Origin of the sequence: Albidovulum aestuarii, from assembly GCF_029961185.1 — a bacterium.
In the GTDB taxonomy this organism is placed as follows: domain Bacteria; phylum Pseudomonadota; class Alphaproteobacteria; order Rhodobacterales; family Rhodobacteraceae; genus Albidovulum; species Albidovulum aestuarii.
The window spans coordinates 220,733-244,902 of sequence record NZ_JASBQQ010000001.1 but is presented as its reverse complement, the minus strand read 5'-3'; the positions used below and the strand labels follow the sequence as shown (position 1 = coordinate 244,902).

24 protein-coding genes are annotated in these 24,170 nt (G+C 62.5%); 19 read left to right on the top strand and 5 right to left on the bottom strand.

Annotated elements, in window-relative coordinates; translation table 11 throughout:
• Window positions 1–2: 2 nt before the first annotated feature.
• The 16 genes from QKW60_RS01235 to QKW60_RS01160 all read left to right on the top strand — a co-directional run bounded on the left by QKW60_RS01235 (window position 3) and on the right by QKW60_RS01160 (window position 15,883).
• A complete protein-coding gene (locus tag QKW60_RS01235) occupies window positions 3–479 on the top strand; it encodes a DUF3291 domain-containing protein (protein WP_282365831.1) in 477 nt (158 codons plus the stop codon).
• Entirely contained in the window at window positions 476–760 is a 285-nt protein-coding gene (locus QKW60_RS01230) for a hypothetical protein (RefSeq protein WP_282365829.1), read from the top strand. Before QKW60_RS01235 ends, QKW60_RS01230 begins: the two co-directional genes overlap by 4 nt.
• Entirely contained in the window at window positions 760–2,778 is a 2,019-nt protein-coding gene (gene nuoG / locus QKW60_RS01225) for an NADH-quinone oxidoreductase subunit NuoG (protein ID WP_282365828.1), read from the top strand. The genes QKW60_RS01230 and nuoG overlap by 1 nt, the downstream gene beginning before the upstream one ends.
• Before the next feature lie 2 nt (window positions 2,779–2,780).
• Window positions 2,781–3,176, top strand: a complete 396-nt coding sequence (locus QKW60_RS01220; protein ID WP_282365827.1) for a hypothetical protein — start codon at window positions 2,781–2,783, stop codon at window positions 3,174–3,176.
• 24 nt (window positions 3,177–3,200) lie between these two features.
• Window positions 3,201–4,238 carry an NADH-quinone oxidoreductase subunit NuoH gene (gene nuoH / locus QKW60_RS01215; protein ID WP_263738198.1) on the top strand — a complete coding sequence of 346 codons (1,038 nt, stop codon included), beginning with the start codon at window positions 3,201–3,203 and terminating at the stop codon, window positions 4,236–4,238.
• Between the two features lies 1 nt (window position 4,239).
• Window positions 4,240–4,734 carry an NADH-quinone oxidoreductase subunit NuoI gene (gene nuoI, locus QKW60_RS01210; RefSeq protein WP_282365825.1) on the top strand — a complete coding sequence of 165 codons (495 nt, stop codon included), beginning with the start codon at window positions 4,240–4,242 and terminating at the stop codon, window positions 4,732–4,734.
• A complete protein-coding gene (locus QKW60_RS01205) occupies window positions 4,731–5,138 on the top strand; it encodes a carboxymuconolactone decarboxylase family protein (RefSeq protein ID WP_282365824.1) in 408 nt (135 codons plus the stop codon). The genes nuoI and QKW60_RS01205 overlap by 4 nt, the downstream gene beginning before the upstream one ends.
• Window positions 5,135–5,743 carry an NADH-quinone oxidoreductase subunit J gene (locus QKW60_RS01200; protein ID WP_282365822.1) on the top strand — a complete coding sequence of 203 codons (609 nt, stop codon included), beginning with the start codon at window positions 5,135–5,137 and terminating at the stop codon, window positions 5,741–5,743. Before QKW60_RS01205 ends, QKW60_RS01200 begins: the two co-directional genes overlap by 4 nt.
• Window positions 5,744–6,250: 507 nt before the next feature.
• Window positions 6,251–6,556, top strand: coding sequence for an NADH-quinone oxidoreductase subunit NuoK (gene nuoK, locus QKW60_RS01195; RefSeq protein ID WP_263738194.1), 306 nt, complete (start codon window positions 6,251–6,253; stop codon window positions 6,554–6,556).
• Window positions 6,557–6,562: 6 nt separating this feature from the next.
• A complete protein-coding gene (gene nuoL, locus QKW60_RS01190) occupies window positions 6,563–8,716 on the top strand; it encodes an NADH-quinone oxidoreductase subunit L (protein WP_282365819.1) in 2,154 nt (717 codons plus the stop codon).
• Window positions 8,716–10,254 carry an NADH-quinone oxidoreductase subunit M gene (locus tag QKW60_RS01185; protein WP_282365817.1) on the top strand — a complete coding sequence of 513 codons (1,539 nt, stop codon included), beginning with the start codon at window positions 8,716–8,718 and terminating at the stop codon, window positions 10,252–10,254. The genes nuoL and QKW60_RS01185 overlap by 1 nt, the downstream gene beginning before the upstream one ends.
• Window positions 10,255–10,268: 14 nt before the next feature.
• Complete coding sequence (nuoN, locus tag QKW60_RS01180; RefSeq protein ID WP_263738191.1) at window positions 10,269–11,708, top strand: NADH-quinone oxidoreductase subunit NuoN; 1,440 nt, start codon at window positions 10,269–10,271, stop codon at window positions 11,706–11,708.
• Entirely contained in the window at window positions 11,698–12,468 is a 771-nt protein-coding gene (locus tag QKW60_RS01175; protein WP_263738190.1) for a biotin--[acetyl-CoA-carboxylase] ligase, read from the top strand. The genes nuoN and QKW60_RS01175 overlap by 11 nt, the downstream gene beginning before the upstream one ends.
• An 11-nt stretch (window positions 12,469–12,479) precedes the next feature.
• Window positions 12,480–13,253 (top strand): type III pantothenate kinase, encoded by a 774-nt coding sequence (locus tag QKW60_RS01170; RefSeq protein WP_282365808.1) that lies wholly within the window; start codon window positions 12,480–12,482, stop codon window positions 13,251–13,253.
• The gene (locus tag QKW60_RS01165; RefSeq protein WP_282365807.1) at window positions 13,250–14,932 is read left to right on the top strand and encodes a ribonuclease J; all 1,683 of its coding nucleotides are present in this window, start codon (window positions 13,250–13,252) and stop codon (window positions 14,930–14,932) included. Before QKW60_RS01170 ends, QKW60_RS01165 begins: the two co-directional genes overlap by 4 nt.
• Before the next feature lie 108 nt (window positions 14,933–15,040).
• Entirely contained in the window at window positions 15,041–15,883 is an 843-nt protein-coding gene (locus QKW60_RS01160; RefSeq protein WP_282365806.1) for a HalD/BesD family halogenase, read from the top strand.
• 73 nt (window positions 15,884–15,956) lie between these two features.
• Here the strand turns inward: QKW60_RS01160 and QKW60_RS01155 are convergent, their stop codons facing one another.
• Together QKW60_RS01155 and QKW60_RS01150 are read right to left on the bottom strand one after the other, a co-directional pair.
• Window positions 15,957–16,178: a tautomerase family protein gene (locus tag QKW60_RS01155; RefSeq protein WP_282365805.1), complete on the bottom strand. Its 222-nt coding sequence runs from the start codon at window positions 16,176–16,178 to the stop codon at window positions 15,957–15,959.
• Window positions 16,179–16,352: 174 nt separating this feature from the next.
• Window positions 16,353–17,876, bottom strand: coding sequence for a DEAD/DEAH box helicase (locus QKW60_RS01150; protein ID WP_282365804.1), 1,524 nt, complete (start codon window positions 17,874–17,876; stop codon window positions 16,353–16,355).
• 174 nt (window positions 17,877–18,050) lie between these two features.
• Here QKW60_RS01150 and QKW60_RS01145 point away from each other — a divergent pair, with 174 nt between their 5' ends.
• Window positions 18,051–18,863, top strand: coding sequence for a glycosyltransferase family 25 protein (locus tag QKW60_RS01145; protein ID WP_282365802.1), 813 nt, complete (start codon window positions 18,051–18,053; stop codon window positions 18,861–18,863).
• Window positions 18,864–18,889: 26 nt separating this feature from the next.
• Here the strand turns inward: QKW60_RS01145 and QKW60_RS01140 are convergent, their stop codons facing one another.
• The 3 genes from QKW60_RS01140 to QKW60_RS01130 form a co-directional block, all read right to left on the bottom strand.
• Entirely contained in the window at window positions 18,890–20,497 is a 1,608-nt protein-coding gene (locus tag QKW60_RS01140) for a peptide chain release factor 3 (RefSeq protein ID WP_282365800.1), read from the bottom strand.
• A 133-nt stretch (window positions 20,498–20,630) separates the two neighbouring features.
• The gene (locus QKW60_RS01135; RefSeq protein WP_282365798.1) at window positions 20,631–21,638 is read right to left on the bottom strand and encodes a Hint domain-containing protein; all 1,008 of its coding nucleotides are present in this window, start codon (window positions 21,636–21,638) and stop codon (window positions 20,631–20,633) included.
• Window positions 21,639–21,683: 45 nt separating this feature from the next.
• Window positions 21,684–22,601 carry a LysR substrate-binding domain-containing protein gene (locus QKW60_RS01130; protein WP_282365796.1) on the bottom strand — a complete coding sequence of 306 codons (918 nt, stop codon included), beginning with the start codon at window positions 22,599–22,601 and terminating at the stop codon, window positions 21,684–21,686.
• A 101-nt stretch (window positions 22,602–22,702) separates the two neighbouring features.
• Here QKW60_RS01130 and QKW60_RS01125 point away from each other — a divergent pair, with 101 nt between their 5' ends.
• Both QKW60_RS01125 and QKW60_RS01120 read left to right on the top strand, forming a co-directional pair.
• Window positions 22,703–23,185 (top strand): cupin domain-containing protein, encoded by a 483-nt coding sequence (locus QKW60_RS01125; RefSeq protein ID WP_282365795.1) that lies wholly within the window; start codon window positions 22,703–22,705, stop codon window positions 23,183–23,185.
• 115 nt (window positions 23,186–23,300) lie between these two features.
• On the top strand, window positions 23,301–24,080 hold the full coding sequence (locus tag QKW60_RS01120; protein ID WP_282365794.1) for an SDR family oxidoreductase: 780 nt from the start codon (window positions 23,301–23,303) through the stop codon (window positions 24,078–24,080).
• Window positions 24,081–24,170: the final 90 nt, after the last annotated feature.

The window sequence follows — 24,170 nt, the reverse complement described above, 5'->3', positions numbered from 1 at the left end:
ATATGAAGCCGGTCACCCAGCATATCGCGGAACTGAACATCGGGCAGCTCTGGCACCCGCTGGACGACCCGCGTACGGCTGGGTTCACAGACAACTCGGACAGACTGAACGCGGTCGCCGAGCGGTCGCAGGGCTTCGTCTGGCGCTGCCTGCCCGAGGAGGCCGAACGCGAGACCCAAACCGTCAATCTGTATGATGGCGACCCGTGCGCCCTCTGGACGATGTCTGTCTGGGAAACACCGGATGATCTGGAAGCCTTCGTCCACCGGACCGTTCATGGCGCGTTCCTGAAGCGCCGGTCGGAATGGTTCAAACCACAGGATCACAAGACCTATGTGATCTGGCCAATCACTGTCGGTCATACCCCGACCCTCCGCGAGGGACTGGACCGGCTTGCGAGGCTTCAGGCCGACGGTCCTTCGAGCGATGCCTATGATTTCAAGACCCTGATGGCGCGCAAGGCGGAGGGTTCGGCATGATGATCTTTGCGTTCCTCGGCCCGCTTATCGCCTCGGTCCTCTATGTGATCGTCTTCCAGAAGGCAGGGTTCCGGGGGCCTATCCTTTTCGTCTGCGCCGCACCGCTCCTTGGTGCGCTTTTCGGCCGTGCGCTGATCGGGGCGTTCTACGCGGGCGGTGGCATGGCCTTCGCTTTCCTCATTCCCACGGTGCTCTCGCTCGCGCCGCTTCTCGTTCTGGCCTTCATGGCCTGGCCGCCGGTGGATCCATCGGTGACCCGCACTTCCACGGAGAATACCTGATGTCCGACCTCCGCAAGATCATCATCGACGGCATTGAAGTCGAGGTCGATCCCTCGATGACGCTCATTCAGGCCTGTGAGGAGGCCGGGGTGGAGATTCCGCGTTTCTGCTATCACGAACGCCTGTCGATCGCCGGGAACTGCCGGATGTGTCTGGTCGAAGTCGTCGGCGGGCCGCCGAAGCCTGCCGCCTCCTGCGCGATGCAGGTCAAGGACTTGCGGCCCGGCCCGAATGGCGAGCCGTCGGTGATCAAAACCAACTCGCCCATGGTCAAGAAGGCCCGCGAAGGGGTGATGGAGTTCCTGCTGATCAACCATCCCCTGGACTGCCCGATCTGCGATCAAGGCGGGGAATGCGATTTGCAGGATCAGGCTATGGCTTACGGCGTGGACTTCAGCCGGTACCGCGAGCCGAAGCGGGCGACCGAGGATCTCGATCTCGGCCCGCTCGTCGCCACCACGATGACCCGCTGCATCTCCTGCACCCGCTGCGTCCGCTTCACGACCGAAGTCGCGGGCATCACGCAGATGGGCCAGACCGGGCGCGGCGAGGATGCGGAGATCACCTCGTATCTGAACACCACTTTGGACAGCAATCTGCAGGGCAATATCATCGACCTCTGCCCGGTCGGCGCGCTTACATCGAAGCCTTACGCCTTCACCGCGCGGCCCTGGGAACTGACCAAGACCGAGACCATCGACGTGATGGACGCGCTCGGGTCGAACATCCGCGTCGATACCAAGGGGCGTGAAGTGAAACGCATCCTGCCGCGCAACCATGACGGCGTGAACGAGGAATGGATCAGCGACAAGACCCGTTTCGTCTGGGACGGGCTGCGCCGCCAGCGTCTGGACGTTCCTTACATCCGTGAGAACGGCAAGCTGCGCAAAGCCACATGGGGCGAGGCGCTGTCCGCCGCAGCCGCCGCAATGAAGGGCAGGAAGGTCGCGGGCCTGGTCGGCGATCTGGCCCCGGTCGAGGCTGCCTTCAGCCTCAAACAGTTGATCGAAGGGCAGGGCGGCAGCGTCGAATGCCGCACCGATGGCGCGAAACTGCCTGCAGGCAACCGCTCCGCCTATGTCGGTAACGCGACCATTGAAGACATCGACAGCGCGAAGTTCATTCAGCTGATCGGCACCAACCCGCGTGTCGAGGCGCCGGTCCTGAACGCCCGTATCCGCAAGGCCTGGACCCATGGCGCCAAGGTCGGACTGGTGGGTGAGGCGGTCGATCTGACCTATGATTATGCCCATGTCGGCACTGATCGTGCCGCGTTGGCCGGGCTTCTCGATCACAAGTTCGACGCGGTCCTAGACGCGCCGTCGGTCGTCATCGTCGGTCAGGGCGCGATCCGCGAGGCCGATGGCGAGGCGGTTCTGGCCCATGCGATGAAGCTGGCCGAGGCGACGAAGTCGAAACTGATGGTGCTGCACACTGCCGCCTCCCGCGTCGGCGCCATGGATGTTGGCGCGGTGACCGAGGGCGGGCTGGCCGAGGCAATCGAAGGTGCCGATGTGATCTATAACCTCGGCGCGGACGAGGTGGAGATCGCTGCCGGTGCGACGGTCATCTATCAGGGCAGCCATGGCGACAGGGGCGCACACCGCGCCGATATCATCCTGCCCGCCGCCGCTTACACGGAAGAAAATGGCCTGTTCGTCAATACCGAGGGGCGGCCGCAATTGGCGATGCGGGCGGGCTTTGCCCCCGGTGAGGCGAAGGAAAACTGGGCGATCCTGCGGGCGCTTTCTGCCGAGCTTGGCGCGACTCAGCCATGGGATACGCTGGCCAGCCTGCGGAAGGCTTTGGTCGCTGGACATCCGCATCTTGGGCAGATCGATCAGGTGGCGGAAAACGACTGGCAGCCCCTGAAAACCAAGGCGATGGGCAAGGCGAATTTCGTCGGTGCGGTCGGGGACTTCTACCTGACGAACCCGATCGCCCGCGCGTCCCAGATCATGGCCGAGCTTTCGGCCATGGCGAAGGCGCGCAGCGAGAAACCGATGGCGGCGGAGTAAGCATGCGAGTCTGGCACGTGATTCCGGTTGTGGCACTCACCCTTTCGGGTGGGCTCTCGGCCTGTGCCGAGACCGGAACCGAGATACGCGAACCAGTCTATCGCGGGGCCGATCCGGTCGGACTTGGCGACGATCTCTACGGTTTTCTCGTGACGATGGAGAACGCCGCCGATGAAGCTGAGGTCGAGGATTACGTGACCTGTGTCGTCGCAGGCTATGCAGTGGAAAAAGAATACGGTTTTGCCCGCAAGGTGCGGGTTTATGTGAACGAAGAGGGTGGCGTTTGGAGCGCGGATGCTGTTTACAGCATCACGCCGACACTGCCCCGTGGCGCGAAGACGATCGACGCAGGCGTGACGGCGACCGATTGCGCCGCGCGCGGCATACCAACGGTCTGAAGAAGGACGGAACTGGGGACAGATATGGCAGAGTTTCTGGCAACACCACTGGGCACGTTCCTTCTGATTCTCGTGCAGGGCCTGGGCATCATCGCCTTCGTGATGCTGTCGCTTCTCTTCCTCGTCTATGGCGACCGGAAGATCTGGGCGGCGGTGCAGATGCGCAAGGGCCCGAACGTCGTGGGCGCCTTTGGCCTGCTGCAATCGGTGGCCGATGCATTGAAATATGTGGTCAAGGAAATCGTGGTTCCGGCGGGGGCCGACAAGTTCGTCTTTTTCCTGGCACCCATGCTCTCCTTCGTGCTGGCGGTGCTGGCCTGGGCGGTGATCCCGTTCCATCCGGGCTGGGTTCTGGCCGATATCAACGTGGCCATCCTTTTCGTCTTTGCCGTCTCCTCGCTTGAGGTCTACGGCGTGATCATGGGCGGCTGGGCGTCAAACTCCAAATACCCGTTCCTCGGCTCGCTGCGCTCGGCAGCGCAGATGATTTCCTACGAGGTCTCGCTCGGCCTGATCATCATCGGGGTGATCATCTCGACCGGTTCGATGAACTTCTCGGCCATCGTCGCCGCACAGGACGGCAATCTGGGGCTTTTCAACTGGTACTGGCTGCCGCATCTGCCGATGGTCGTGCTGTTCTTCATCTCGGCACTGGCGGAAACCAACCGCCCGCCCTTCGACCTGCCGGAGGCGGAATCGGAACTCGTCGCGGGCTTCATGGTCGAATACTCCTCGACCCCCTACCTTCTCTTCATGGCCGGCGAATACATCGCCATCTTCCTGATGTGCGCGCTGATGTCGCTCCTGTTCTTCGGCGGCTGGCTCTCGCCCATCCCGTTCCTGCCGGATGGCTGGTGGTGGATGGTCGCCAAGATGTGGGTGTTCTTCTTCTTTTTCGCGATGGTGAAGGCCATCGTGCCCCGCTACCGCTACGATCAGCTCATGCGGATAGGCTGGAAGGTGTTCCTGCCCCTGTCCATCGGCTGGGTGGTGCTCGTCTCGTTCCTCGCGAAATTCGAAGTGCTCGGCGGCTTCTGGGCCCGCTGGGCGATTGGGGGCTGATATGGCGAATATCGACTACAACCGCGCCGCCAAGTACTTCCTCTTGGTCGATTTCATCAAGGGCTTCGGCCTCGGGCTGAAATACTTCTTCGCGCCGAAGGCGACGCTGAACTACCCGCATGAGAAGGGCCCGCTTTCGCCCCGTTTCCGCGGCGAACACGCGCTGCGCCGTTATCCGAACGGCGAGGAACGCTGCATCGCCTGCAAGCTCTGCGAGGCGATCTGCCCGGCGCAGGCGATCACCATCGACGCGGAACCGCGCGAGGATGGCAGCCGCCGCACCACACGCTACGACATCGACATGACCAAATGCATCTATTGCGGCTTCTGTCAGGAGGCCTGCCCGGTCGATGCCATCGTCGAGGGGCCGAACTTCGAATTCGCGACCGAGACGCGCGAGGAACTCTTCTACGACAAAGCGAAACTGCTTTCCAACGGCGAACGCTGGGAAGCCGAGATCGCCCGCAACCTCGAACTGGACGCGCCCTACAGATGAACGATGCCTTCGGAAAACTCTTCCAGCAGATGATGGAGCAGGGCCAGGAAATGGCCCGCGCCTTCAATCCTGCCTTGGAGAATTTCAAGGGCGCCGATCTCGACAAGCTCTTTCCCACCATGTCCAAGGACATGATGGAAATGTGGTTCGGCAAGACCTTCAACAAGGAAGGGCTGGATGCCCGGACCCGGCTTCTGGTTACGGTCGCGGCGCTGACCGTCCTCGGCGCGCAGGCCGAGCCGCAGATGAAACTGACGATTCGCCACGCGTTGGAAGCCGGGGCGACGAAACGGGAGATCGCCGAGGTGATTTCCCAGATGAGCCTCTTTGGCGGATTGCCCGCCATGACCCGCGCGCTGGAGATTGCGCAAAAGGTCTTCGACGAGATGGGAGATGACGCATGAGCGTTATGGTCTTCGCCTTCTACCTTTTCGCCATCACGGCGGTGGCTGCTGGCCTGATGGTGGTCATGGCGCGTAACCCGGTCCATTCGGTCCTGTGGCTGATCCTCGCCTTCCTCTCCGCGGCAGGGCTCTTTGTCCTTCTGGGGGCCGAGTTCGTGGCGATGCTGCTGATCATCGTCTATGTCGGCGCGGTCGCGGTGCTGTTCCTGTTCGTCGTGATGATGCTCGATGTGGATTTCGCCGAGCTGAAGGGAGAGATGGCGCGCTACATGCCGCTTGGCCTATTGATCGGTGTGGTGATCCTGATGCAACTCGGCATCGCCTTTGGCGCATGGGAAACAGCCGAGACGGCCGAAGCCATGCGCGGCGCGGTGGCGCCCGACGACATGCAGAACACCGCCGCTTTGGGGATGCTGATCTACGACAAGTATATCCTTCTGTTCCAACTCGCCGGGCTGATCCTGCTGGTCGCAATGATCGGGGCGATTGTCCTGACGCTGCGCCACCGCAAGGACGTCAAGCGCCAGAACGTGCTTCAGCAGATGTGGCGCGATCCGGCCAAGGCGATGGAACTGAAGGACGTGAAGCCGGGGCAGGGGCTTTGAGGATGAACTCAATAGTACCCAGTGCGGTCGCACTTGGCACGCTGTTGCCAGCGGCCGTTTTCGCTGAGTCCCCGATCCCGATCAGCGAATGTGAGTTCGGGCAATCGTATGGGCCGACGGTTTGGTACGAAGATCACAGGGACATCGGTGCTGGCTACGTAATGTACGAAATGCGAGGCGATGACGGTCGCGGCGGGCATGTATACGTCGCGAGTTGCTTTTCGGGATCAACTCTGACTGTCGACTACACGGGATATGATGCTCAGGACGTAGAAGCCTTCGTCCTTGCCGCGGCGGCATCGCCGGAGAGAGTGACTTTGTCGGACCTCCGCGAGCATTTTTCGTCTCTGGGTTTGTGGACCAATCTCAACATGCAAGACCTGGAGCACTGCCCATGCGCCGCGTTCTATCCGGAGGCAAAGGGCGAAAAGGGCAATTGGCAATTAAGGTACGGGCATCCGTGATGCAGATTGCTGAAAATGAACGCTGTATCGGGCGGGGGAAACGATGATCGGACTGACACACTACCTTGGCGTTGCCGCCGCTTTGTTCGTGATCGGCATCTTCGGCATCTTCCTGAACCGGAAGAACGTCATCGTCATCCTGATGTCGATCGAGCTGATGCTTCTGGCGGTCAACATCAACTTCGTCGCCTTCTCGGCCTATCTGGGTGACCTCGTGGGGCAGGTCTTCACGATGTTCGTCCTGACCGTCGCCGCCGCCGAGGCCGCGATCGGCCTTGCGATCCTCGTCTGCTTCTTCCGCAACCGCGGCACTATCGACGTCGAAGACGTCAACGTGATGAAAGGGTAAAGAGCCATGACGTCCATCATCCTCTTTGCCCCGCTCATCGGCGCGCTCATCGGCGGTTTCGGCTGGCGCGTGATCGGCGAGACCGGGGCGCAGGTGGTCACGACGGGCCTCCTGTTCCTCGCGATGCTGCTGTCGTGGATTGTCTTCCTTGGTTTCGACGGCACCACCCAGCACATCCATATCCTTGACTTCATCCGGTCAGGGACGCTGGACACGTCGTGGTCGATCCGCCTTGACCGGCTGACGGCGATCATGCTGATCGTGGTGACGACCGTCTCGGCGCTCGTCCACCTCTATTCCTGGGGCTACATGGCCCATGACGAGAACTGGCGCGAGGGCGAGAGCTACAGGCCCCGCTTCTTCGCCTATCTCTCGTTCTTCACCTTCGCCATGCTGATGCTGGTGACGGCCGACAACCTCGTCCAGATGTTCTTCGGATGGGAGGGCGTGGGCGTCGCCTCTTATCTCCTGATCGGGTTCTACTACCGCAAGGCTTCGGCCAATGCCGCCGCGATCAAGGCCTTTGTCGTCAACCGGGTCGGCGACTTCGGCTTTGCGCTCGGCATCTTCGGCCTCTTCTATCTGGTCGACTCGATCAACATGGACGACGTCTTTGCCGCCGCCCCCACGCTGGCCGAGACGAACCTGACCTTCCTCTGGACCGAGTGGAATGCCGCGAACCTTCTGGCCTTCCTTCTCTTCGTCGGCGCCATGGGCAAATCGGCGCAGTTGTTCCTGCACACCTGGCTGCCCGACGCGATGGAGGGCCCAACGCCGGTCTCCGCCCTCATCCACGCCGCGACCATGGTGACGGCGGGTGTCTTCCTCGTCTGCCGCATGTCGCCCCTCTTCGAATACGCGCCCGAGGCGAAGTCTTTCGTCATGTATATTGGCGCGGCGACGGCGTTCTTTGCCGCAACCGTCGGCCTTGTGCAGAACGACATCAAGCGCGTCATCGCCTATTCGACCTGTTCGCAGCTTGGCTACATGTTCGTGGCCGCGGGCTCGGGCATCTATGGCGCGGCGATGTTCCACCTTTTCACCCACGCCTTCTTCAAGGCGATGCTGTTCCTTGGCGCGGGCTCGGTCATCCATGCGATGCACCATGAGCAGGACATGCGGAACTACGGCAACCTGCGCAAGAAGATCCCCTATACGTTCTGGGCGATGATGATTGGCACGCTGGCGATCACCGGGGTCGGCATTCCGCTGACCTATATCGGCTTCGCGGGCTTCCTGTCGAAGGATGCGATCATCGAAAGCGCCTATGCTTCGGGCAACGGTTTTGCCTTCTGGGCTCTTGTCATCGCGGCGCTCTTCACCAGCTTCTACTCGTGGCGGCTGATGTTCATGACCTTCTATGGAACCGAACGCGGCGACCATCACGCGCATGAGCATGCACATGAAAGCCCGATGACCATGGTCGCACCGCTTGGTGTTCTGGCCTTGGGCGCGGTTTTTGCCGGGATGCTCTGGTACAAGCCGTTCTTCGGCGATCACGACCGGATGGTCAGCTTCTTCGCCATGCCACAACATGCCGAGGCTGGCGCGGATGAGGGTCATGCCACCGAGACGACGGATGATCACGCGGCCACGACCGAAGCCACGGCAGATCACGCCGCAACGACGGCCGAAGAGGGAACGGCGCAGGGCGCCGCGACCGATGAGGCGGCGGGTGAGCATGCCGCGATGGCAGGCGAGGCACCGCAGGGCGCGATCTACATGTCCGAGGCCTCGAACACGGTTCTCGACGACGCCCACCATTCGCCGGCCTGGGTCAAGTCCTCTCCCTTTGTCGCGATGCTGATCGGGCTTCTCACGGCTTACGTCTTCTATATCCGTGATCCGTCGATCCCGGGCCGTCTGGCCGCGCAGCAGCCGATCCTTTACCGGTTCCTGCTGAACAAGTGGTATTTCGACGAGATCTACGACGTCATCTTCGTCCGTCCGGCCAAGTTCATCGGCGGCTTCCTGTGGAAGAAGGGTGATGGCAATGTCATCGACGGCACGATCAATGGTGTCGCGATGGGCTTTGTCCCGATGCTGACCCGCATCGTGAACAAGGCGCAGTCGGGATACATCTTCACCTATGCGTTCGCGATGGTCATCGGCATCGCGGCACTTCTGACCTGGATGTCGCTCATGGGGGGCGCGCACTAATGGAAAACCTGCTTTCCATCATCACTTTCGTGCCCCTCGTCGCAGCGGCCATTCTCGCCCTTCTTCTCAAGGGCGATGATGCGGCTGCGCGGCGGAATGCCAAATGGCTGGCGCTTATCGCGACTTCGGCGACATTCCTCGTCTCGCTGTTCCTTCTGTCGGGTTTCAATCCCGGTGACACGGGCTTTCAGTTCGTCGAGGAACGCGACTGGATCATGGGGCTGAAATACAAGGTCGGCGTTGACGGCATCTCCGTCCTCTTCGTGCTGCTGACCACGTTCCTCATGCCGATCACGATCCTGTCGTGCTGGGAGGTTGAGACGCGCGTCAAGGAATACATGGTCGCCTTCCTCGTCCTCGAAGGGCTGATGATCGGCGTCTTCGTGGCACTCGACCTCGTGCTCTTCTACCTCTTCTTCGAGGCGGGCCTGATCCCGATGTTCCTGATCATCGGCATCTGGGGCGGCAAGGACCGCATTTATGCGGCCTTCAAGTTCTTCCTCTATACCTTCCTCGGCTCCGTCCTGATGCTGGTCGCGATGATCGCGATGTATGTCGATGCGGGCACGACCGACATCCCGACATTGCTGACGCACCAATTCTCGTCCGAGACGCTGAATCTGCTCGGCTTCCGTATCGTCGGCGGTATGCAGACACTTCTCTGGATCGCCTTCTTCGCAAGCTTCGCGGTCAAGATGCCGATGTGGCCGGTCCATACCTGGCTGCCCGACGCCCACGTTCAGGCGCCGACGGCAGGCTCGGTCGTGCTGGCAGCGATCCTGTTGAAGATGGGCGGCTATGGCTTCCTGCGCTTTTCGTTGCCGATGTTCCCCATCGCCTCGGACCTTCTCGCTGGTTTCATCTTCTGGCTCTCGGCCATCGCTATCGTCTACACCTCGCTGGTGGCGCTGGCGCAGTCCGACATGAAGAAGCTGATCGCCTATTCCTCGGTCGCCCATATGGGCTATGTGACGATGGGCATCTTTGCCGCGAACCAGCAGGGCATCGACGGCGCGATCTTCCAGATGCTGAGCCACGGTTTCATCTCCGGCGCGCTCTTCCTGTGTGTCGGGGTGATCTACGACCGGATGCATACGCGCGAGATCGATGCCTATGGCGGGCTCGTGAACCGGATGCCGGCCTATGCGCTGATCTTCATGTTCTTCACCATGGCCAATGTCGGCCTGCCGGGCACCTCCGGTTTCGTCGGTGAATTCCTGACGCTGATGGGCATCTTCCAGGTCAATACCTGGGCCGCAGCGGTGGCGACCTCGGGCGTGATCCTGTCGGCGGCCTATGCGCTCTGGCTCTACCGCCGGGTCGTGTTCGGCGACCTGATCAAGGAAAGCCTGAAGACCATCACCGACATGACCCGCCGCGAAAAGGCGATCTTCGCGCCGCTCGTCGCCATGACCCTGCTTCTGGGCGTCTATCCGAGCCTCGTGACCGACATGATCGGCCCCTCGGTCGAGGCGCTGATTTCCGACTACCACGCCGCCCTTCCCGCCGATGCGGGGATGCAGGTGGCCAGCCACTGAAGGATTGACCCGCGATGATTTCCGCAGATTTCTCCGCCATCCTGCCCGAAGTGGTTCTGGTCGTCTATGCGATGGCTGCACTTATCGGGGCGGTCTATACCGGCAAGGACGAACTGACGGGCACGCTGACTTGGGCGACCGTCGGCGTCTTTGTCGCCATCGCCGCCTGGATCGGGCTGTCCGCGCCGGGCGACGTGATGGCCTTCGGCGGCATGTTCAACGACGACGCATTTTCGCGCTTCGGCAAGGTGACGGTCCTCTTGTCCGCCGCCGCCGTTCTGGCGATGAGTCAGGACTACATGGCGCGCCGTGGTCTTGCGCGGTTCGAATTCCCGCTCTTGGTGGCCTTCGCTGTCGCGGGCATGATGGTGATGGTTTCGGCGGGCGATCTGATGTCGCTTTATATGGGCCTCGAACTTCAGTCGCTGTCGCTCTATGTCGTGGCCTCTTTGCGTCGCGACTCGGTGAAATCGACGGAAGCGGGCCTGAAATACTTTGTCCTCGGCGCATTGTCCTCGGGCCTTCTGCTCTATGGCGCTTCGCTGACCTATGGCTTCACAGGCACGACGCTCTTTGCCGGGATCATCGAGACGATTCAGGGCGGCCATGTCTCTATCGGTCTCCTTTTCGGCCTCGTCTTCATGATCACCGGTCTGGCCTTCAAGGTCTCGGCCGTGCCGTTCCACATGTGGACGCCGGATGTCTACGAAGGTTCGCCGACGCCGGTCACAGCCTTCTTCGCAACGGCCCCCAAGGTCGCGGCGATGGGGTTGTTCGCGCGACTCGTCCATGATGCCTTCGGCGCCGCCGTCAGCGATTGGAGCCAGGTCGTCGCCCTGATCGCAGCTTTGTCGATGTTCGTCGGCGCGATTGCTGCAATCGGCCAGCGCAATATCAAGCGACTGATGGCCTATTCGTCCATCGCCCATATGGGCTTTGCTCTGGTCGGGCTTGCTTCCGGTACGCAGGCGGGCGTGCAGGCGATGCTGATCTATATGGCGGTCTATGTGACGATGAACGTCGGTACCTTCGCTTTCATCCTGTCGATGGAACGCGACGGTGCGCCGGTCACCGATATCGATTCGCTGAACCTTTATTCCAAGCAGGCGCCGGTCAAGGCGCTGGCGATGCTGGTGCTTCTGTTCAGCCTGGCGGGTGTGCCGCCGATGCTGGGATTCTTCGCGAAATACGGTGTGCTTCTGGCGGCGGTGAATGCCGACATGGTCCTGCTGGCCGTTGCGGGTGCGATCGCTTCGGTCATCGGTGCATTCTACTACCTGCGCATCGTCTACTACATGTATTTCGGGACCGAGACCGATCCGCTTGACAGCCGCATGGTGCCCGCGCAGTGGCTTCTCCTGATGGCATCGGCGCTGGTTATGGTTCTGGGCGTCGTGAACCTGATGGGCGTCGAAGGCGCGGCGGCGGCAGCGGCCGAGATCCTTGTCCGCTGAGCGGTCTGATCCTTCGGCCTGGCCGGACGGAGTAGCCCGGCATGTGCTGGGCGAGGTCGACAGCACCAATTCCGAGGCGCAAAGGCTCGCACCCGGCCTGAGCCAGCCCACCTGGATCCTCGCCCGCCGCCAGACAGCGGCGCGGGGTCGGCGGGGCCGGGCATGGGTCAGCCCCGAGGGCAATTTCGCAGCGACTCTGGTCATGCGGCCCAATGGTGATCCGGCGAAGGCCGCGCTTCGCAGCTTCGTGGCGGCACTGGCGCTGGCTGACGCGCTTGAAACCGTCTGCGGGCCCGGGGCGACCATAACGCTCAAATGGCCAAACGATGTGCTGCTGAACGGCGGCAAGGTCGCGGGCATTCTTCTGGAGAGTGCGGGTGCTGCGGGTCAGGTCAGCCATCTGGCCATCGGCATCGGCGTCAATCTCATCGCCGCACCCCCGAAAGACGCGGTGGAGGAGGGCGCGTTGACCCCCGTTTCGGTTCAGGGCGAGACCGGCATCCGCATCCCTCCCGAAGAGTTCCTGACTTATCTGGCGGCCGCCTTCGCCCGCTGGGAGGCGCAGCTTACGACCTACGGCTTCGGCCCGATCCGTACCGCATGGCTCGCCCGCGCCGCGCGACTCGGCCAGCCGATCAAGGCCCGACTGCCCGGTGAAACAATCGAAGGCACATTCGAGACTATCGCCGAGGATGGAGAGCTTGTCCTTGTCACCTCGCAAGGCAAGCGGCACATTCCCGCTGCCGACGTCTTTTTCTGAAAGGCCCGCCCATGCTTCTCTGCATCGATTGCGGCAATACCAATACCGTCTTTTCCGTCTGGGACGGCAAGGAATTCCGCTGCACGCTCCGCACCTCGACCGAGCATCAGCGGACGGCCGATCAGTATTTCGTCTGGTTCTCGACCCTGATGGAGCACCACAAGGTCCCGGTCGATATCGACGCCTGCGTGATCTCGGCCACCGCCCCGCGCGTCGTCTTCAATCTGCGTGTCCTCTGCGACCGCTACTTCAACTGCCGTCCGCTTGTCGTGGGCAAGCCCGACTGCGCCCTGCCGGTTGCCCCCCGCGTCGATCAGGGTACGACCGTCGGCCCCGACCGTCTGGTCAATACCGTCGCGGGCTTTGACCGCCATGGCGGCGATATTATCGTCGTAGATTTCGGCACCGCGACGACCTTTGACGTTGTGGATACCGACGGCGCCTATATTGGCGGTGTGATTTCGCCGGGTGTCGCGACATCACTGGAGGCATTGCATATGGCCGCTGCAGCACTTCCGCATGTCGATGTCACCAAACCGCAATCGGCCATCGGCACCAATACCGTCGCCTGCATGCAGTCGGGCATCTATTGGGGCTATGTCGGTCTTGTTGAAGGGATCGTGCGCCAGATCCGGATCGAACGCGAGAGGCCGATGAAGGTGATCGCGACGGGCGGGCTCGCACCCTTGTTCGAGCAAGGCACCGATATTTTCGACAGTGTCGAGGACGATCTGACCATGCACGGTCTGGTCCTGATCCACGAATTCAACAAGGATATCGCATGAGCAATAAAGACCGCCTGATCTACCTTCCTCTCGGCGGCGCCGGCGAGATCGGCATGAATGCCTATGTCTATGGCTACGGCCCTGCCGATCAGGAACGGCTGATCGTGGTCGATCTGGGCGTGACCTTTCCCGATATGGACACCACACCGGGTGTTGACCTGATCATGGCCGACACCGCGTGGCTGGCAGAAAACTCAGGCCGGATCGACGCAATCTTCATCACCCATGCGCATGAGGATCATGTTGGCGCGCTCGGCCATCTCTGGCCGCAGCTCAAGGCCCCGGTCTATGCCCGCGCCTTCACTGCGGCGCTCGCGACGCTGAAGATGGAGGAAAAGGGCAACCCTCTTGACGTGATCAAGGTGGTGAAGCCGCGCCCGGATATTGTCGAGGCCGGTCCCTTCCGGGTGCAGTTCGTGCCCGTCAGCCATTCGATCCCCGAAAGCTCTGCCCTCGTCATCGACACGCCGGCGGGGCGGATCGTCCATACCGGCGACTTCAAGCTCGACGGCACGCCCATCGTGGGCGAACCCTTCAACCCCGAGGAATGGCACGCCATCGCCAAGGAGGGTGACGGGGTCAAGGTGCTGACCTGCGACTCGACCAACGTGTTTTCACCCTTGCCGGGCCGGTCGGAGGCGACATTGGCCGAGCCGCTGACCGAGCTGATCGCCGGGCTTGACGGCATGGTCGTGGCCACAACTTTCGCCTCAAACGTCGCGCGGCTGAAGACCTTGGCCGAGGCGGGCCGGGCGGCGGGCCGATCGGTTTGCATGCTGGGCCGGGCGATGAAGAAGATGATAACGGCGGCGGTGGAAACCGGGGTTCTGACCGACTTCCCCCCGATCATCCAGCCGGAAGAGGCGGTGGAGGTCTCGCGTCAGAACCTGATGCTGATCGTCACCGGGTCGCAGGGCGAACGCCGGGCGGCTTCGGCCCAGCTTGCGCGCGGCAAGTATCTGGGGCTGGAGATGAAAGAGGGCGATACCTTCCTCTTTTCCTCGAAAACCATCCCCGGCAATGAACGTGGCGTGATCCGGGTGATGAACGCCTATTCGGAGATGGGCGTCGATGTGGTCGACGACCGGAACGGGCTCTACCACGTTTCGGGCCATGCCAACCGACCCGACCTTGAGGCGGTGCATGACCTGCTGCGGCCGAAGATCCTGCTGCCAATGCATGGCGAACACCGGCATCTGCGTGAACATTGCAAGATCGGCATCGCGAAGGGCATCGCCGCCGAACTTGCGACCAACGGCACCATGGTTAACTTGACCGGGGATGAGCCGGAGATCGTCGAATATATCGAGGCGGGCCGGACCTATCTGGATGGCGCGGTGCTGATCGGGGCGATGGATGGCGTTGTGCGCGACCGAATCCGCATGGGCCTGAACGGACACGTGTTGGCCACCCTGATCCTCGATGAGGATGACCAACCCTTGGGCGAGGTCTGGGTCGAAACAATGGGCCTGTCGGAGCTTACCAAAAGCGGTCAACCGCTGGTCGACCTGATCGAAGCAGATCTGAACGAATATTTCGACAAGGCCGCCGATAAGGTCCTGCGCGATGACGACAAGGTCGAAGAGGCGGTCAAACGCATCGTCCGGCAGGTGGCGATGGAAGAGATCGGAAAAAAGCCGGAAGTCACGGTGGTTACCAGCCGGTTGGTTGCGGAATAGCCGGGTCCAGCGGCGGGTAGATCGGAATCCGACGTTTCAGATGTCGATTTGAGGCAAGACCGTTGGCAGAACGCGGGGTTTCCTTTCGGGAAAGGAAGGAGAAACCCGATGCCGCATATCGCGAGCGATCTGATTGATCTTGACCGCCATCCAATCCACATGGCCGGTCCCAACCGCGACGCGCTTATCGCGCGGGTGCGGGCTGATCTAGAGCGGGACGGTTGCGCGGTGGTGAAGGGCTTCCTGACACAAGCCGGGATCGCCGCCCTGACCGCAGAGGCGGACGGTGTCGCCGACAAGGGGCATCGCAGCTTCAACAGAACCAATGCCTATTTCACCAAGGACGACCCGAGCCTGCCTGAAAGCCATCCGAAACGGCAGTTCTTCGACCGCTCAAACGCCTTCATCCCGGCCGATAACTTTGCACAAGACGGGCCGCTCCGGACAATCCATGACAGCGCGGGATTTGACCGTTTCATTCAGGACTGCTTGCAGGAGGAGCATTTCCATCGCTACGCCGACCCGTTGGCCGACGTCATCGTCAACATGGCCGAGGAGGGCGCAGGTTTCCCCTGGCATTTCGATACCAACAACTACACCGTGACACTGGCGATACAGAATGCGGAAGAGGGCGGTGCATTCGAATATGCGCCGCGCATCCGCAAGGGCGACGAGAATTTCGATGAGGTCACCCGGGTGCTTGATGGCACGTCAGACAAGGTTAAGGTGCTGAACCTCGAACCCGGCGATCTGCAAATCTTCCGGGGGCGGTATTCGCTGCACCGGGTGGCGCCGCTCAAAGGGCCGCGCCGCCGCTATGTGGCGATCTTTTCCTATGTGGAAGAGCCCGGTATGGTCGGCGCGCCCGAACGCACGATGCAGCTTTATGGCCGCACGCTGCCCATCCATCACGAACGGGCGGGTCGACGGGCCGACAGCTATATCGACTGATCGCGCGAGTGTAGTGTTGCGGATAGCCCCGCAACTCTTACGCCAACTGACGGCAAAGGTCCGTCCGTTCACCTCAAGACTTGTCGTTCTTAATCGACAGACCGAATTCGGTCGTCATTATCTGGTCGGCGAAACCCCACGATCCGCTTTTTATTTCCTCGATCTTCGCCGAGGTGTTTTCGAACATCTTGCCGCCCGCCGCATCGCCGAATGCCTTTATCACCGCGCGGATGATCCGGGCCTTTTCGTCTGCGTCGAAGACGCCTTCCATCACCTTGATCTCGATATGCGGCATATCCTCCCCCTTTGGCCCTTAGCGTAGGGAGATCAGCAAAGGCGTTCAACCTAGGCCGTTTTTCTCGAACAAGTCCGACCAGTCCCATCGCACGGGCCGGCCAAGTGAGAAGTGGACTTGGCTGCCGTCGGTGCGCGGTCGAAAACTGATGGACGAGAGGTAAGATGGCGCGTTCTATGCGTCTTCCGATTTTATCCCGCGCATCAGGAAATCGGGGACGTGATCGCCCATGCCAACGACCGGCGCATCGCGGTCCTCGCGGCGGCGGTCGCCCTTGCGGGTGTCGCGGCGATCATCGCGCTTGTCCTGCCGGGGTTCCGACTTGCGTTCGGGTTTCGGTTCAGGCTTGCGCTCGGCCCGGACCTCTTCCTTCGGTTCGGGCATTGCTACGGGGGACGCGGTTTCCAGGGGCGCCATCGGTGCCTCTTCGCCATGCGGCTTCACCGGGCGACGCTTGCGGTCGTCACGGTCACGGGGCCCGCGCCCACGCCCCTTGTCCTTGCCGTCATCCTTGCGCGGCGCGCGCTGTGCCGCTTCCGAAAGAGCAAAACCTTCAGGGGCCTCCACGCGCGGCAGCGGATTCTTGACCAGCGCCTCGATCGCATCGAGGTATTTCTTGTCGCCCGGCGTCGCGATGGTGACGGCAACCCCCTTGCGACCTGCGCGGCCTGTGCGGCCGATGCGGTGGACATAGTCCTCGGCGTGGGAGGGTACGTCGAAGTTGAAGACATGGGAAACGGCCGGAATGTCGAGCCCTCGTGCCGCCACGTCAGACGCGACGAGGAATCGCAGAGAGCCGTCGCGGAAGCCGTCCAATGTCTTCATCCGCTGGCTCTGATCCAGATCGCCATGGATCGGGGCCGCGTCGAAGCCGTATTTTTTCAGCGACTTGGCGAGGATATCGACCTCGGTCTTGCGGTTGCAGAAGAGGATCGCATTTGTGCATGCGGCACCCTCCGCCTCGATCACCGCGCGCAAGAGTTCGCGCTTGGCCTTGGCAGTCTGGTCCTTGCGGGCAGGAGTGATTTCAATCAGCCGCTGCTCGATGGTTTCCGACGTCGTCGCCTGACGCGCCACCTCAACCCGGGCCGGGGCATGAAGGAAGGCGTTGGTGATACGCTCGATCTCGGGCGCCATAGTGGCTGAGTAGAAGAGCGTCTGCCGCGTGAAGGGCGTGAGCGAGAAGATGCGCTCGATATCCGGGATGAAGCCCATGTCGAGCATCCGGTCGGCCTCGTCCACCACCATGATCTGCACACCGGTCAGGAGGAGCTTGCCGCGTTCGAAATGGTCGAGCAACCGGCCCGGCGTGGCGATCAGGACGTCAACGCCCCGGTCGATCAGCTTGTCCTGTTCGGCGAAAGACACACCGCCGATCAGAAGCGCCTTGGTCAGTTTGGTGTGCTTCGAATAGATGTCGAAGTTCTCGGCCACCTGCGCCGCGAGTTCCCGAGTGGGGGCCAGCACCAGCGAACGCGGCATCCGCGCCCGCGCGCGGCCACGGCCCAGAAGCGTGATCATCGGCAGGGTGAAGGATGCGGTCTTGCCCGTCCCGGTCTGGGCGATGCCCAGCACATCCTTGCCTTCCAGCGCGGGCGGGATGGCGCCTGCCTGGATCGGGGTCGGGGTTTCGTAGCCGGCTTCGGCAATGGCTTGCAGGACCTTGGGGTCCAGCTTCAGGTCAGAAAATTTTGTCATCAGCGTCCATAAGTTGCGGTATCGGACCGCAGGGAAAAGGGACGCGAATTCCGGGCGCCCCGGCAGGTACCCACCGGATGTGGATGAGAGGGCCCTACTGCAAAACACGCATGAGGTCAATTGCCGGGGCCATGACGGGCCGGTAGGGTGGCCGCGGGGACAAAGAGGCAGACCTTGGACATCCATGTGATCAACCTCGCGCGGCGGCCGGACCGGCTGGCGAGCATGGCGGCGCAGCTTGGCCGGCTGGGGCTGGACTGGAGCCGGGGCGAAGCGATTGATGCCGGCGACGGGCATGAACTGCGTCCTGCTTTCGGGCGTGGGATGAAGGCGCGGGCTTTCCCCGCAACACGCGGTGATATCGCCTGTTCCCTGACCCATCAGCGCCTCTGGCGGCAGATCGCCGATGGCGGACGGCCCGCAGTGGTCTTGGAGGATGACGCAGTTCTGGCGGACTCGTTCGCGAGGCTCATGTCCTGCGATCTTGCGGGTTTGATGCGGCGTCATGACATGGGCGTGCTAAAGCTCGAATTCTGGCCCGGCCCGCAGAAAAGCCGCCGCTTTCCCGTGGGCGAGGTGATTGGCCCGGTTTTGGAAACAATCAGGCTCTACCGACTGCACAGTTCCTATCTTGGCACCTGCGGCTACATCATCACGCCCGAAGGAGCTCGGCTGATGAACGACCGTTTTCCGCGACTGAGAGTGCCCGTGGATCACGCGCTGTTTGGGCGCGAGGCGTCGATGGGGTTCCGACTTCTCCGCCCCGGCTTCCTTAATCCGGCGCCGGTCCTGCACGATGCGGGGCAGTTCGGGTCGGATATCGGCGGGGAGCGGCCCCAAGACCTGCCGCGGACCCTGACACGACGCCTGCGCGACTGGCAGATTCGCTTCCGCCTGTCGCGCGAGATCGCGTCGGGCCGGGCAGAACGGGTGGAGATGCAGTTCGCGGGGAAAAGCGGGGATCGCGCACAATATGGGGCGGGTTGAAAACCCACTTCACGCGCGTTGCCCGTTCACACCATCATCTCTTTCGTCGCGCTTAGCTTCAATTCAGGATGATCCCGGGTGATCCGGTCGATATCCCATTGCAGGCGCGTAAGGTAGACGATGTCGCCGTCATGATCATGGGCGATATGCCCTTTGTTGGAGTTGACGAATTTGTCGACGTCCGCCTTCGGGCCCGTTACCCAGCGGGCGGAGGTGAATTGAGAGGACTCAAACCGCACCGGCAGGGAATATTCCAGTTCGATCCGGCTCGCCAGAACCTCGAATTGCAGAGCGCCCACGACACCCACGATGAAGCCCGAGCCGATACTCGGCTTGAAGACCTTGGCAGCCCCTTCCTCGGCGAATTGCATCAGCGCCTTTTCCAGATGCTTGGCCTTCAAGGGGTCGCCTGCGCGGACCGACTGCAAAAGCTCTGGCGCGAAGCTGGGGATGCCGGTGAAACGCAGGGCCTCTCCCTCCGTCAGCGCGTCGCCGATGCGCAATTGCCCATGGTTCGGGATGCCGATGATGTCGCCCGCCCAGGCCTCTTCCGCCAGTTCCCGGTCGGCGGCGAGGAAGAGGACGGGGTTGGAGATCGCCATCTGCTTTTTCGAGCGCACGTGCAGGAGTTTCATGCCCCGTTCGAAATGCCCGGAGGCAAGGCGCACGAAAGCCACCCGGTCGCGGTGCTTGGGGTCCATATTGGCCTGAACCTTGAAGACAAAGCCCGCGACCTTGTCTTCATCGGGCGCGATCTGACGTTCGGTGGCATTCTGCGGCTGCGGCTCCGGCCCGTAATCGCCGATGCCCGTCATCAGTTCCTTTACGCCGAAGGAGTTGATGGCCGAACCGAACCAGATCGGCGTGAGATGTCCCTCGAGGAATGCCTGCCGGTCGAAGGCGGGCAGAAGCTCGCGCGCCATCTCCAGCTCTTCGCGCAGCTTTTCAAGCTGTGCGGCGGGGACGTGGTCGGCCAGTTTCGGGTCGTCCAGCCCCTCGATCTTGATGCTTTCGGCCACCCGGTTGCGGTCGGCCCGGTCCATCAGTTCCAGCCGGTCGTGCAGGATGTCGTAACAGCCAAGGAAATCGCGGCCCATGCCGATCGGCCATGAGGCCGGGGTCACGTCGATGGCGAGGTTTTCCTGAATCTCGTCGATGATCTCGAACGTATCGCGCGCCTCGCGGTCCATCTTGTTGCAGAAGGTCAGGATCGGCAGGTCCCGCAAGCGGCACACCTCGAAAAGCTTCCGCGTCTGGCTTTCGACGCCCTTCGCGCCGTCGATCACCATGATCGCGGCATCGACAGCGGTCAGCGTGCGATAGGTGTCCTCGGAGAAATCGCTGTGGCCCGGCGTGTCGACGAGGTTGAAGCGGTACTTCCCGAAATCGAAGGACATGGCCGAGGCGGAAACCGAGATGCCGCGGTCCTGTTCCATCTTCATGAAGTCTGACCGCGTGCGCCGTGCCTCGCCCTTTGCACGGACCTGTCCGGCCATCTGGATCGCACCGCCGAACAGGAGGAACTTCTCGGTCAGCGTCGTCTTGCCCGCATCAGGATGCGAGATGATGGCAAAGGTGCGCCGCCGGGCAATCTCGGCGGGCAGGGTCGGGCGGTTTGTGGGCGTCTGCAACATGGGCGGGCATATAGCCTTGGGCGGAGGCGAAGGAAAGGGGAGAGGCCGTTCGGGCGTGCTGCCTTGTGCGGGAACCGCACAGGGCCGGACACACGGCGTGACGCCGCAGGCGTCTCCGTTGGATCACATCTGGTCAGCGGCGCCCCGGCCGGTTCAGAATGGCCGCGCGCGCCGCATCGTCCAGCATCTCGCGGCCCGCCTCGGTGCCGAAATGCTGGCTCTGGCTGAGGCCGGGAAAGCGGGCACGCACCTCGTCGGCCAGTTCGGGGGGCAGGCGGCTCACGGTCGCCTCGTTGACCATCAGGCTCTCGGCCGGGATGCCCTCGGCATAGATGATCTCGTGCCGGTCGAACACGAGACAGCGATAATCGACAAAGCCGCCCTCGCGCCGCTCGACCCGGTCGCCGTCGACCAGATACCGGGCCTGAACCAGCAGTTCCGCAGTGTTGCCCAAGCGCCGACCGCGCTGGTAGATGAAGATGCGGTGATGCGGGCTGACCACGAGGTCGGCAAGGTTGCCAAGCGTCCCGGCGGCGATGACGACAGGGGCAAACCCCCCAATGGCCCGCACCGTGGCTTTACCGACCCAGCGAATGGGCTGCGCGCCGTGATCCCGCGTCAAAACCTCGTCACCCGGGGCGAGCGCCTCGATCGGGCGCTGCGCGCCACCGGGCAGGGAGATCATCGTGCCCGCCGCGAACGAAGTGCAGATCACATCGGTGATACGGATGTCGCCAGCATCCCCACGGCTGGAGATAAGCGTATAGTCCGTCCTGGGCGCCATCGGCGACAGCGGAAGCGCATAGCCTAGCCGGGTCGCGTCGTGCCGGACATATACCGTCTCCACCTGATCACCGTCCGGTGCCATTAATGTCAGAACGGACAGAAGCGCGACCGCGTCACCGGGCGTCCCGATTTCCGATCCCTCGGCAATGCAAAGCGACGCGGGGTCACTGCCTTCGGGTCGCAGCATCAGCTTTCGGGGTACTGCCCCTGACGAAAGGCGGTAAATGTCGCCCGGCTCGCACAAGGCCGCAACCGTAATAGGATCGCCCAGATTGGCGCCGCTTACCACACGCAGCGCTTCGGCTTCGTAAGCATGCGCCATATGGGCGGGCAGGGGCCGAAGGACATCTGGCATTCTGGGGTTCCGGATTGTCGCGGTCGTGGTGGCCTTTCCCGATTATCAGTGCGACGGTTCCGACGTCAACGCATCGGCCCCGCCGGTCTTGGCGATCCAGCCCAGGACCTCGCGCACCTCGGGCCGCGCGCCGTGGCCGTCGCGCAGGGCGAGGAAATAGCCCCGCTCCGACGCTGCCGACTGATCACCGAGCCGGACGAGCGCCCCGGTTTCAAAAAAACTGTCCAGAAGCCCCGACCAGCACAGGCAGACGCCCTGTCCGGCAAGTGCCGCGTTGATCAGCATTGCATAGGAGTTGAAATCAAGATGGCGGGTGCCGCCGGGCATTTTCGCGCCGCGCGCGGCAAACCAGCTTGGCCAATCGTGCCAGAAGCGCCGTGCGTCTTCCATGGTCAGTAGCGTGTGCCCCGCGAGGTCGTCCGTCGTTCCCGGTGCCTTATGGCGGGCGAGATAAAGCGGGCTGGCCGCCGCGAACACCTCCTCGCCAAGGATTTTGACCTCGTTCTGGCGCTGGAGGTCCGGCACGCCGAAGCGGATCATCACGTCACCTGGCCGACCTGCCTCACCATGCTCCATGGAGATGATCCGGATCACCGTGCCTGGGATCGCCTCCTGCAACGCGCCGAGTCGCGGGATCAGCCAATAGGCCACGAAGCCCGAGGGGCCCGACACGGTGACAACCCGACCCTTTGCCGCGCGCCGGATACGATCGGTTGCCGCCTCGATCATGTCGAAACCGGAGCGGAGGGCCGCCATCATCTCGCGCCCCGCTTCGGTCATCTGCACCGGCTTCCGCGACCGGTCGAAAAGCGGCGTGCCGAGGTCCGCCTCCAACTGGGCGATGCGGCGCGAGATCGCGGGCTGCGAGACGTTCAGTTCCCGCGCTGCGCCTGTCAGCGTGCCGTGGCGGACCGCGGCATGAAAGGCGGTTAGGCCGGAGAAGGGTGGAAGGCGCGTTTCCATCATAACCTCAGCGTATAATGTTCAGCTTCTTTCGACCATTGCCTGAAAGCCGGACAAACGCAATATAGCCGCACAGATACCCCGCCACGGAGACGCCGACCATGACCGCAATCATTCAAATTCACGATGCCTGCACCGATGTTCTGATCGGGTCGAAGAATCTGAAACCGGCGGATAACTTTTCTGAAGCGCCAACAGAGAAGGCGTTTACCGTCAGCGCAGCCGACGTGGCCTCCGAAGGTGGCAGCGATCCGGTCTTCGGCACAGTCACGTGGAAAACGCTCATCTCCGGCGACAAGACCAATAGCAGCGAATTTGTTCTGGGCATTGCCGAGTTCGGTCCCGGCGGCACGCTCAACCCGCATGTTCATGCACCTGCCGAATTCTACCTCGGACTGACCGGCTCGGGTGTTGTCACGATAGACGGGGTCGCTCATGAAATCACGCCGGGCGTTGCCGTCTATGTCCCGGGCAATGCTGAACATGGCACTGTCGCCGGCCCCGAAGGGCTGCGTTTTGCCTATGGCTTCGCCGAGGCGGCGTTCACCGGTATCGAATATGTCTTCTCCTCGATGGTCGCCTGACCACAGCGATCTATCGCGCCTGAAGCTCCCCGTTGGTCATACACTTTTGAGGGCCGGAGCCGGTGGCTTCGGCCCCGCTTTTGTCTATGCTCGCCTCAAATAGCGGGAGATTGTGATGGATCTTGGGATTCGCGGCAAACGGGCCTTGGTCTGTGCATCGTCAAAGGGATTGGGTCGCGGCTGCGCCGAGGCGTTGGCGGCGGCGGGTGTCGATCTGGTGTTGAACGCGCGGGGCGCCGAGGCACTGGCTGAAACAGCGGCGGCGATCCGCGCGACGCATGGTGTGACGGTGATGGAGGTCGCGGCTGACATCACGAGCGAGTCGGGCAGGGCAGAGGTGCTTGCCGCCGCCGACGGCGTCGATATCCTCGTGACCAACGCGGGCGGCCCGCCGCCCGGTCTCTGGTCCGACTGGGATCGCGAGGATTTCATCCGTGCGCTCGACGCCAATATGCTGACGCCGATCGCACTGATGAAGGCGATATTGCCCGGGATGATCGGACGGGGCTGGGGCAGGGTGGTGAATATCACCTCTCAATCCGTCAAGGCGCCCATCGCCCAACTCGGGCTTTCGAATGCTGCCCGGACGGGGCTCACCGGATACGTCGCGGGTACCGCGCGGCAGGTCGCGCCGCATGGGGTCACGATCAACAACCTCCTTCCGGGCATCCACGCGACCGACCGGGCCGACGCGCTGGATGGCGGGCTGGCCAAATCGCAGGGCATCACGATCGACGAGGCCCGGGCGAACCGTGCCGCCACAATTCCCGCCCGCCGCTACGGCACCGCCGAGGAATTCGGCGCGATGTGCGCCTTTCTCTGCTCCCAGCATGCGGGGTTCATCGTCGGCCAGAACATCCTCCTCGACGGCGGCGCCATCAATACGACCTTCTGACCTTCTTCTTGGTCGAAATACTCCGGGGGTCCGGGGGCAGCGCCCCCGGCGCGTCGGACGACTGCAAGCCGTGGCCGAACCCTCGTGCTT

Bases quoted from the DNA above. Each gene is read 5' to 3' on its own strand.
- QKW60_RS01235 (WP_282365831.1), top strand. From the start codon at position 3: ATGAAGCCGGTCACCCAGCATATCGCGGAACTGAACATCGGGCAGCTC.
- QKW60_RS01230 (WP_282365829.1), top strand. From the start codon at position 476: ATGATGATCTTTGCGTTCCTCGGCCCGCTTATCGCCTCGGTCCTCTAT.
- nuoG (WP_282365828.1), top strand. From the start codon at position 760: ATGTCCGACCTCCGCAAGATCATCATCGACGGCATTGAAGTCGAGGTC.
- QKW60_RS01220 (WP_282365827.1), top strand. From the start codon at position 2,781: ATGCGAGTCTGGCACGTGATTCCGGTTGTGGCACTCACCCTTTCGGGT.
- nuoH (WP_263738198.1), top strand. From the start codon at position 3,201: ATGGCAGAGTTTCTGGCAACACCACTGGGCACGTTCCTTCTGATTCTC.
- nuoI (WP_282365825.1), top strand. From the start codon at position 4,240: ATGGCGAATATCGACTACAACCGCGCCGCCAAGTACTTCCTCTTGGTC.
- QKW60_RS01205 (WP_282365824.1), top strand. From the start codon at position 4,731: ATGAACGATGCCTTCGGAAAACTCTTCCAGCAGATGATGGAGCAGGGC.
- QKW60_RS01200 (WP_282365822.1), top strand. From the start codon at position 5,135: ATGAGCGTTATGGTCTTCGCCTTCTACCTTTTCGCCATCACGGCGGTG.
- nuoK (WP_263738194.1), top strand. From the start codon at position 6,251: ATGATCGGACTGACACACTACCTTGGCGTTGCCGCCGCTTTGTTCGTG.
- nuoL (WP_282365819.1), top strand. From the start codon at position 6,563: ATGACGTCCATCATCCTCTTTGCCCCGCTCATCGGCGCGCTCATCGGC.
- QKW60_RS01185 (WP_282365817.1), top strand. From the start codon at position 8,716: ATGGAAAACCTGCTTTCCATCATCACTTTCGTGCCCCTCGTCGCAGCG.
- nuoN (WP_263738191.1), top strand. From the start codon at position 10,269: ATGATTTCCGCAGATTTCTCCGCCATCCTGCCCGAAGTGGTTCTGGTC.
- QKW60_RS01170 (WP_282365808.1), top strand. From the start codon at position 12,480: ATGCTTCTCTGCATCGATTGCGGCAATACCAATACCGTCTTTTCCGTC.
- QKW60_RS01165 (WP_282365807.1), top strand. From the start codon at position 13,250: ATGAGCAATAAAGACCGCCTGATCTACCTTCCTCTCGGCGGCGCCGGC.
- QKW60_RS01160 (WP_282365806.1), top strand. From the start codon at position 15,041: ATGCCGCATATCGCGAGCGATCTGATTGATCTTGACCGCCATCCAATC.
- QKW60_RS01155 (WP_282365805.1), bottom strand. From the start codon at position 16,178: ATGCCGCATATCGAGATCAAGGTGATGGAAGGCGTCTTCGACGCAGAC.
- QKW60_RS01150 (WP_282365804.1), bottom strand. From the start codon at position 17,876: ATGACAAAATTTTCTGACCTGAAGCTGGACCCCAAGGTCCTGCAAGCC.
- QKW60_RS01140 (WP_282365800.1), bottom strand. From the start codon at position 20,497: ATGTTGCAGACGCCCACAAACCGCCCGACCCTGCCCGCCGAGATTGCC.
- QKW60_RS01135 (WP_282365798.1), bottom strand. From the start codon at position 21,638: ATGCCAGATGTCCTTCGGCCCCTGCCCGCCCATATGGCGCATGCTTAC.
- QKW60_RS01130 (WP_282365796.1), bottom strand. From the start codon at position 22,601: ATGGAAACGCGCCTTCCACCCTTCTCCGGCCTAACCGCCTTTCATGCC.
- QKW60_RS01125 (WP_282365795.1), top strand. From the start codon at position 22,703: ATGACCGCAATCATTCAAATTCACGATGCCTGCACCGATGTTCTGATC.
- QKW60_RS01120 (WP_282365794.1), top strand. From the start codon at position 23,301: ATGGATCTTGGGATTCGCGGCAAACGGGCCTTGGTCTGTGCATCGTCA.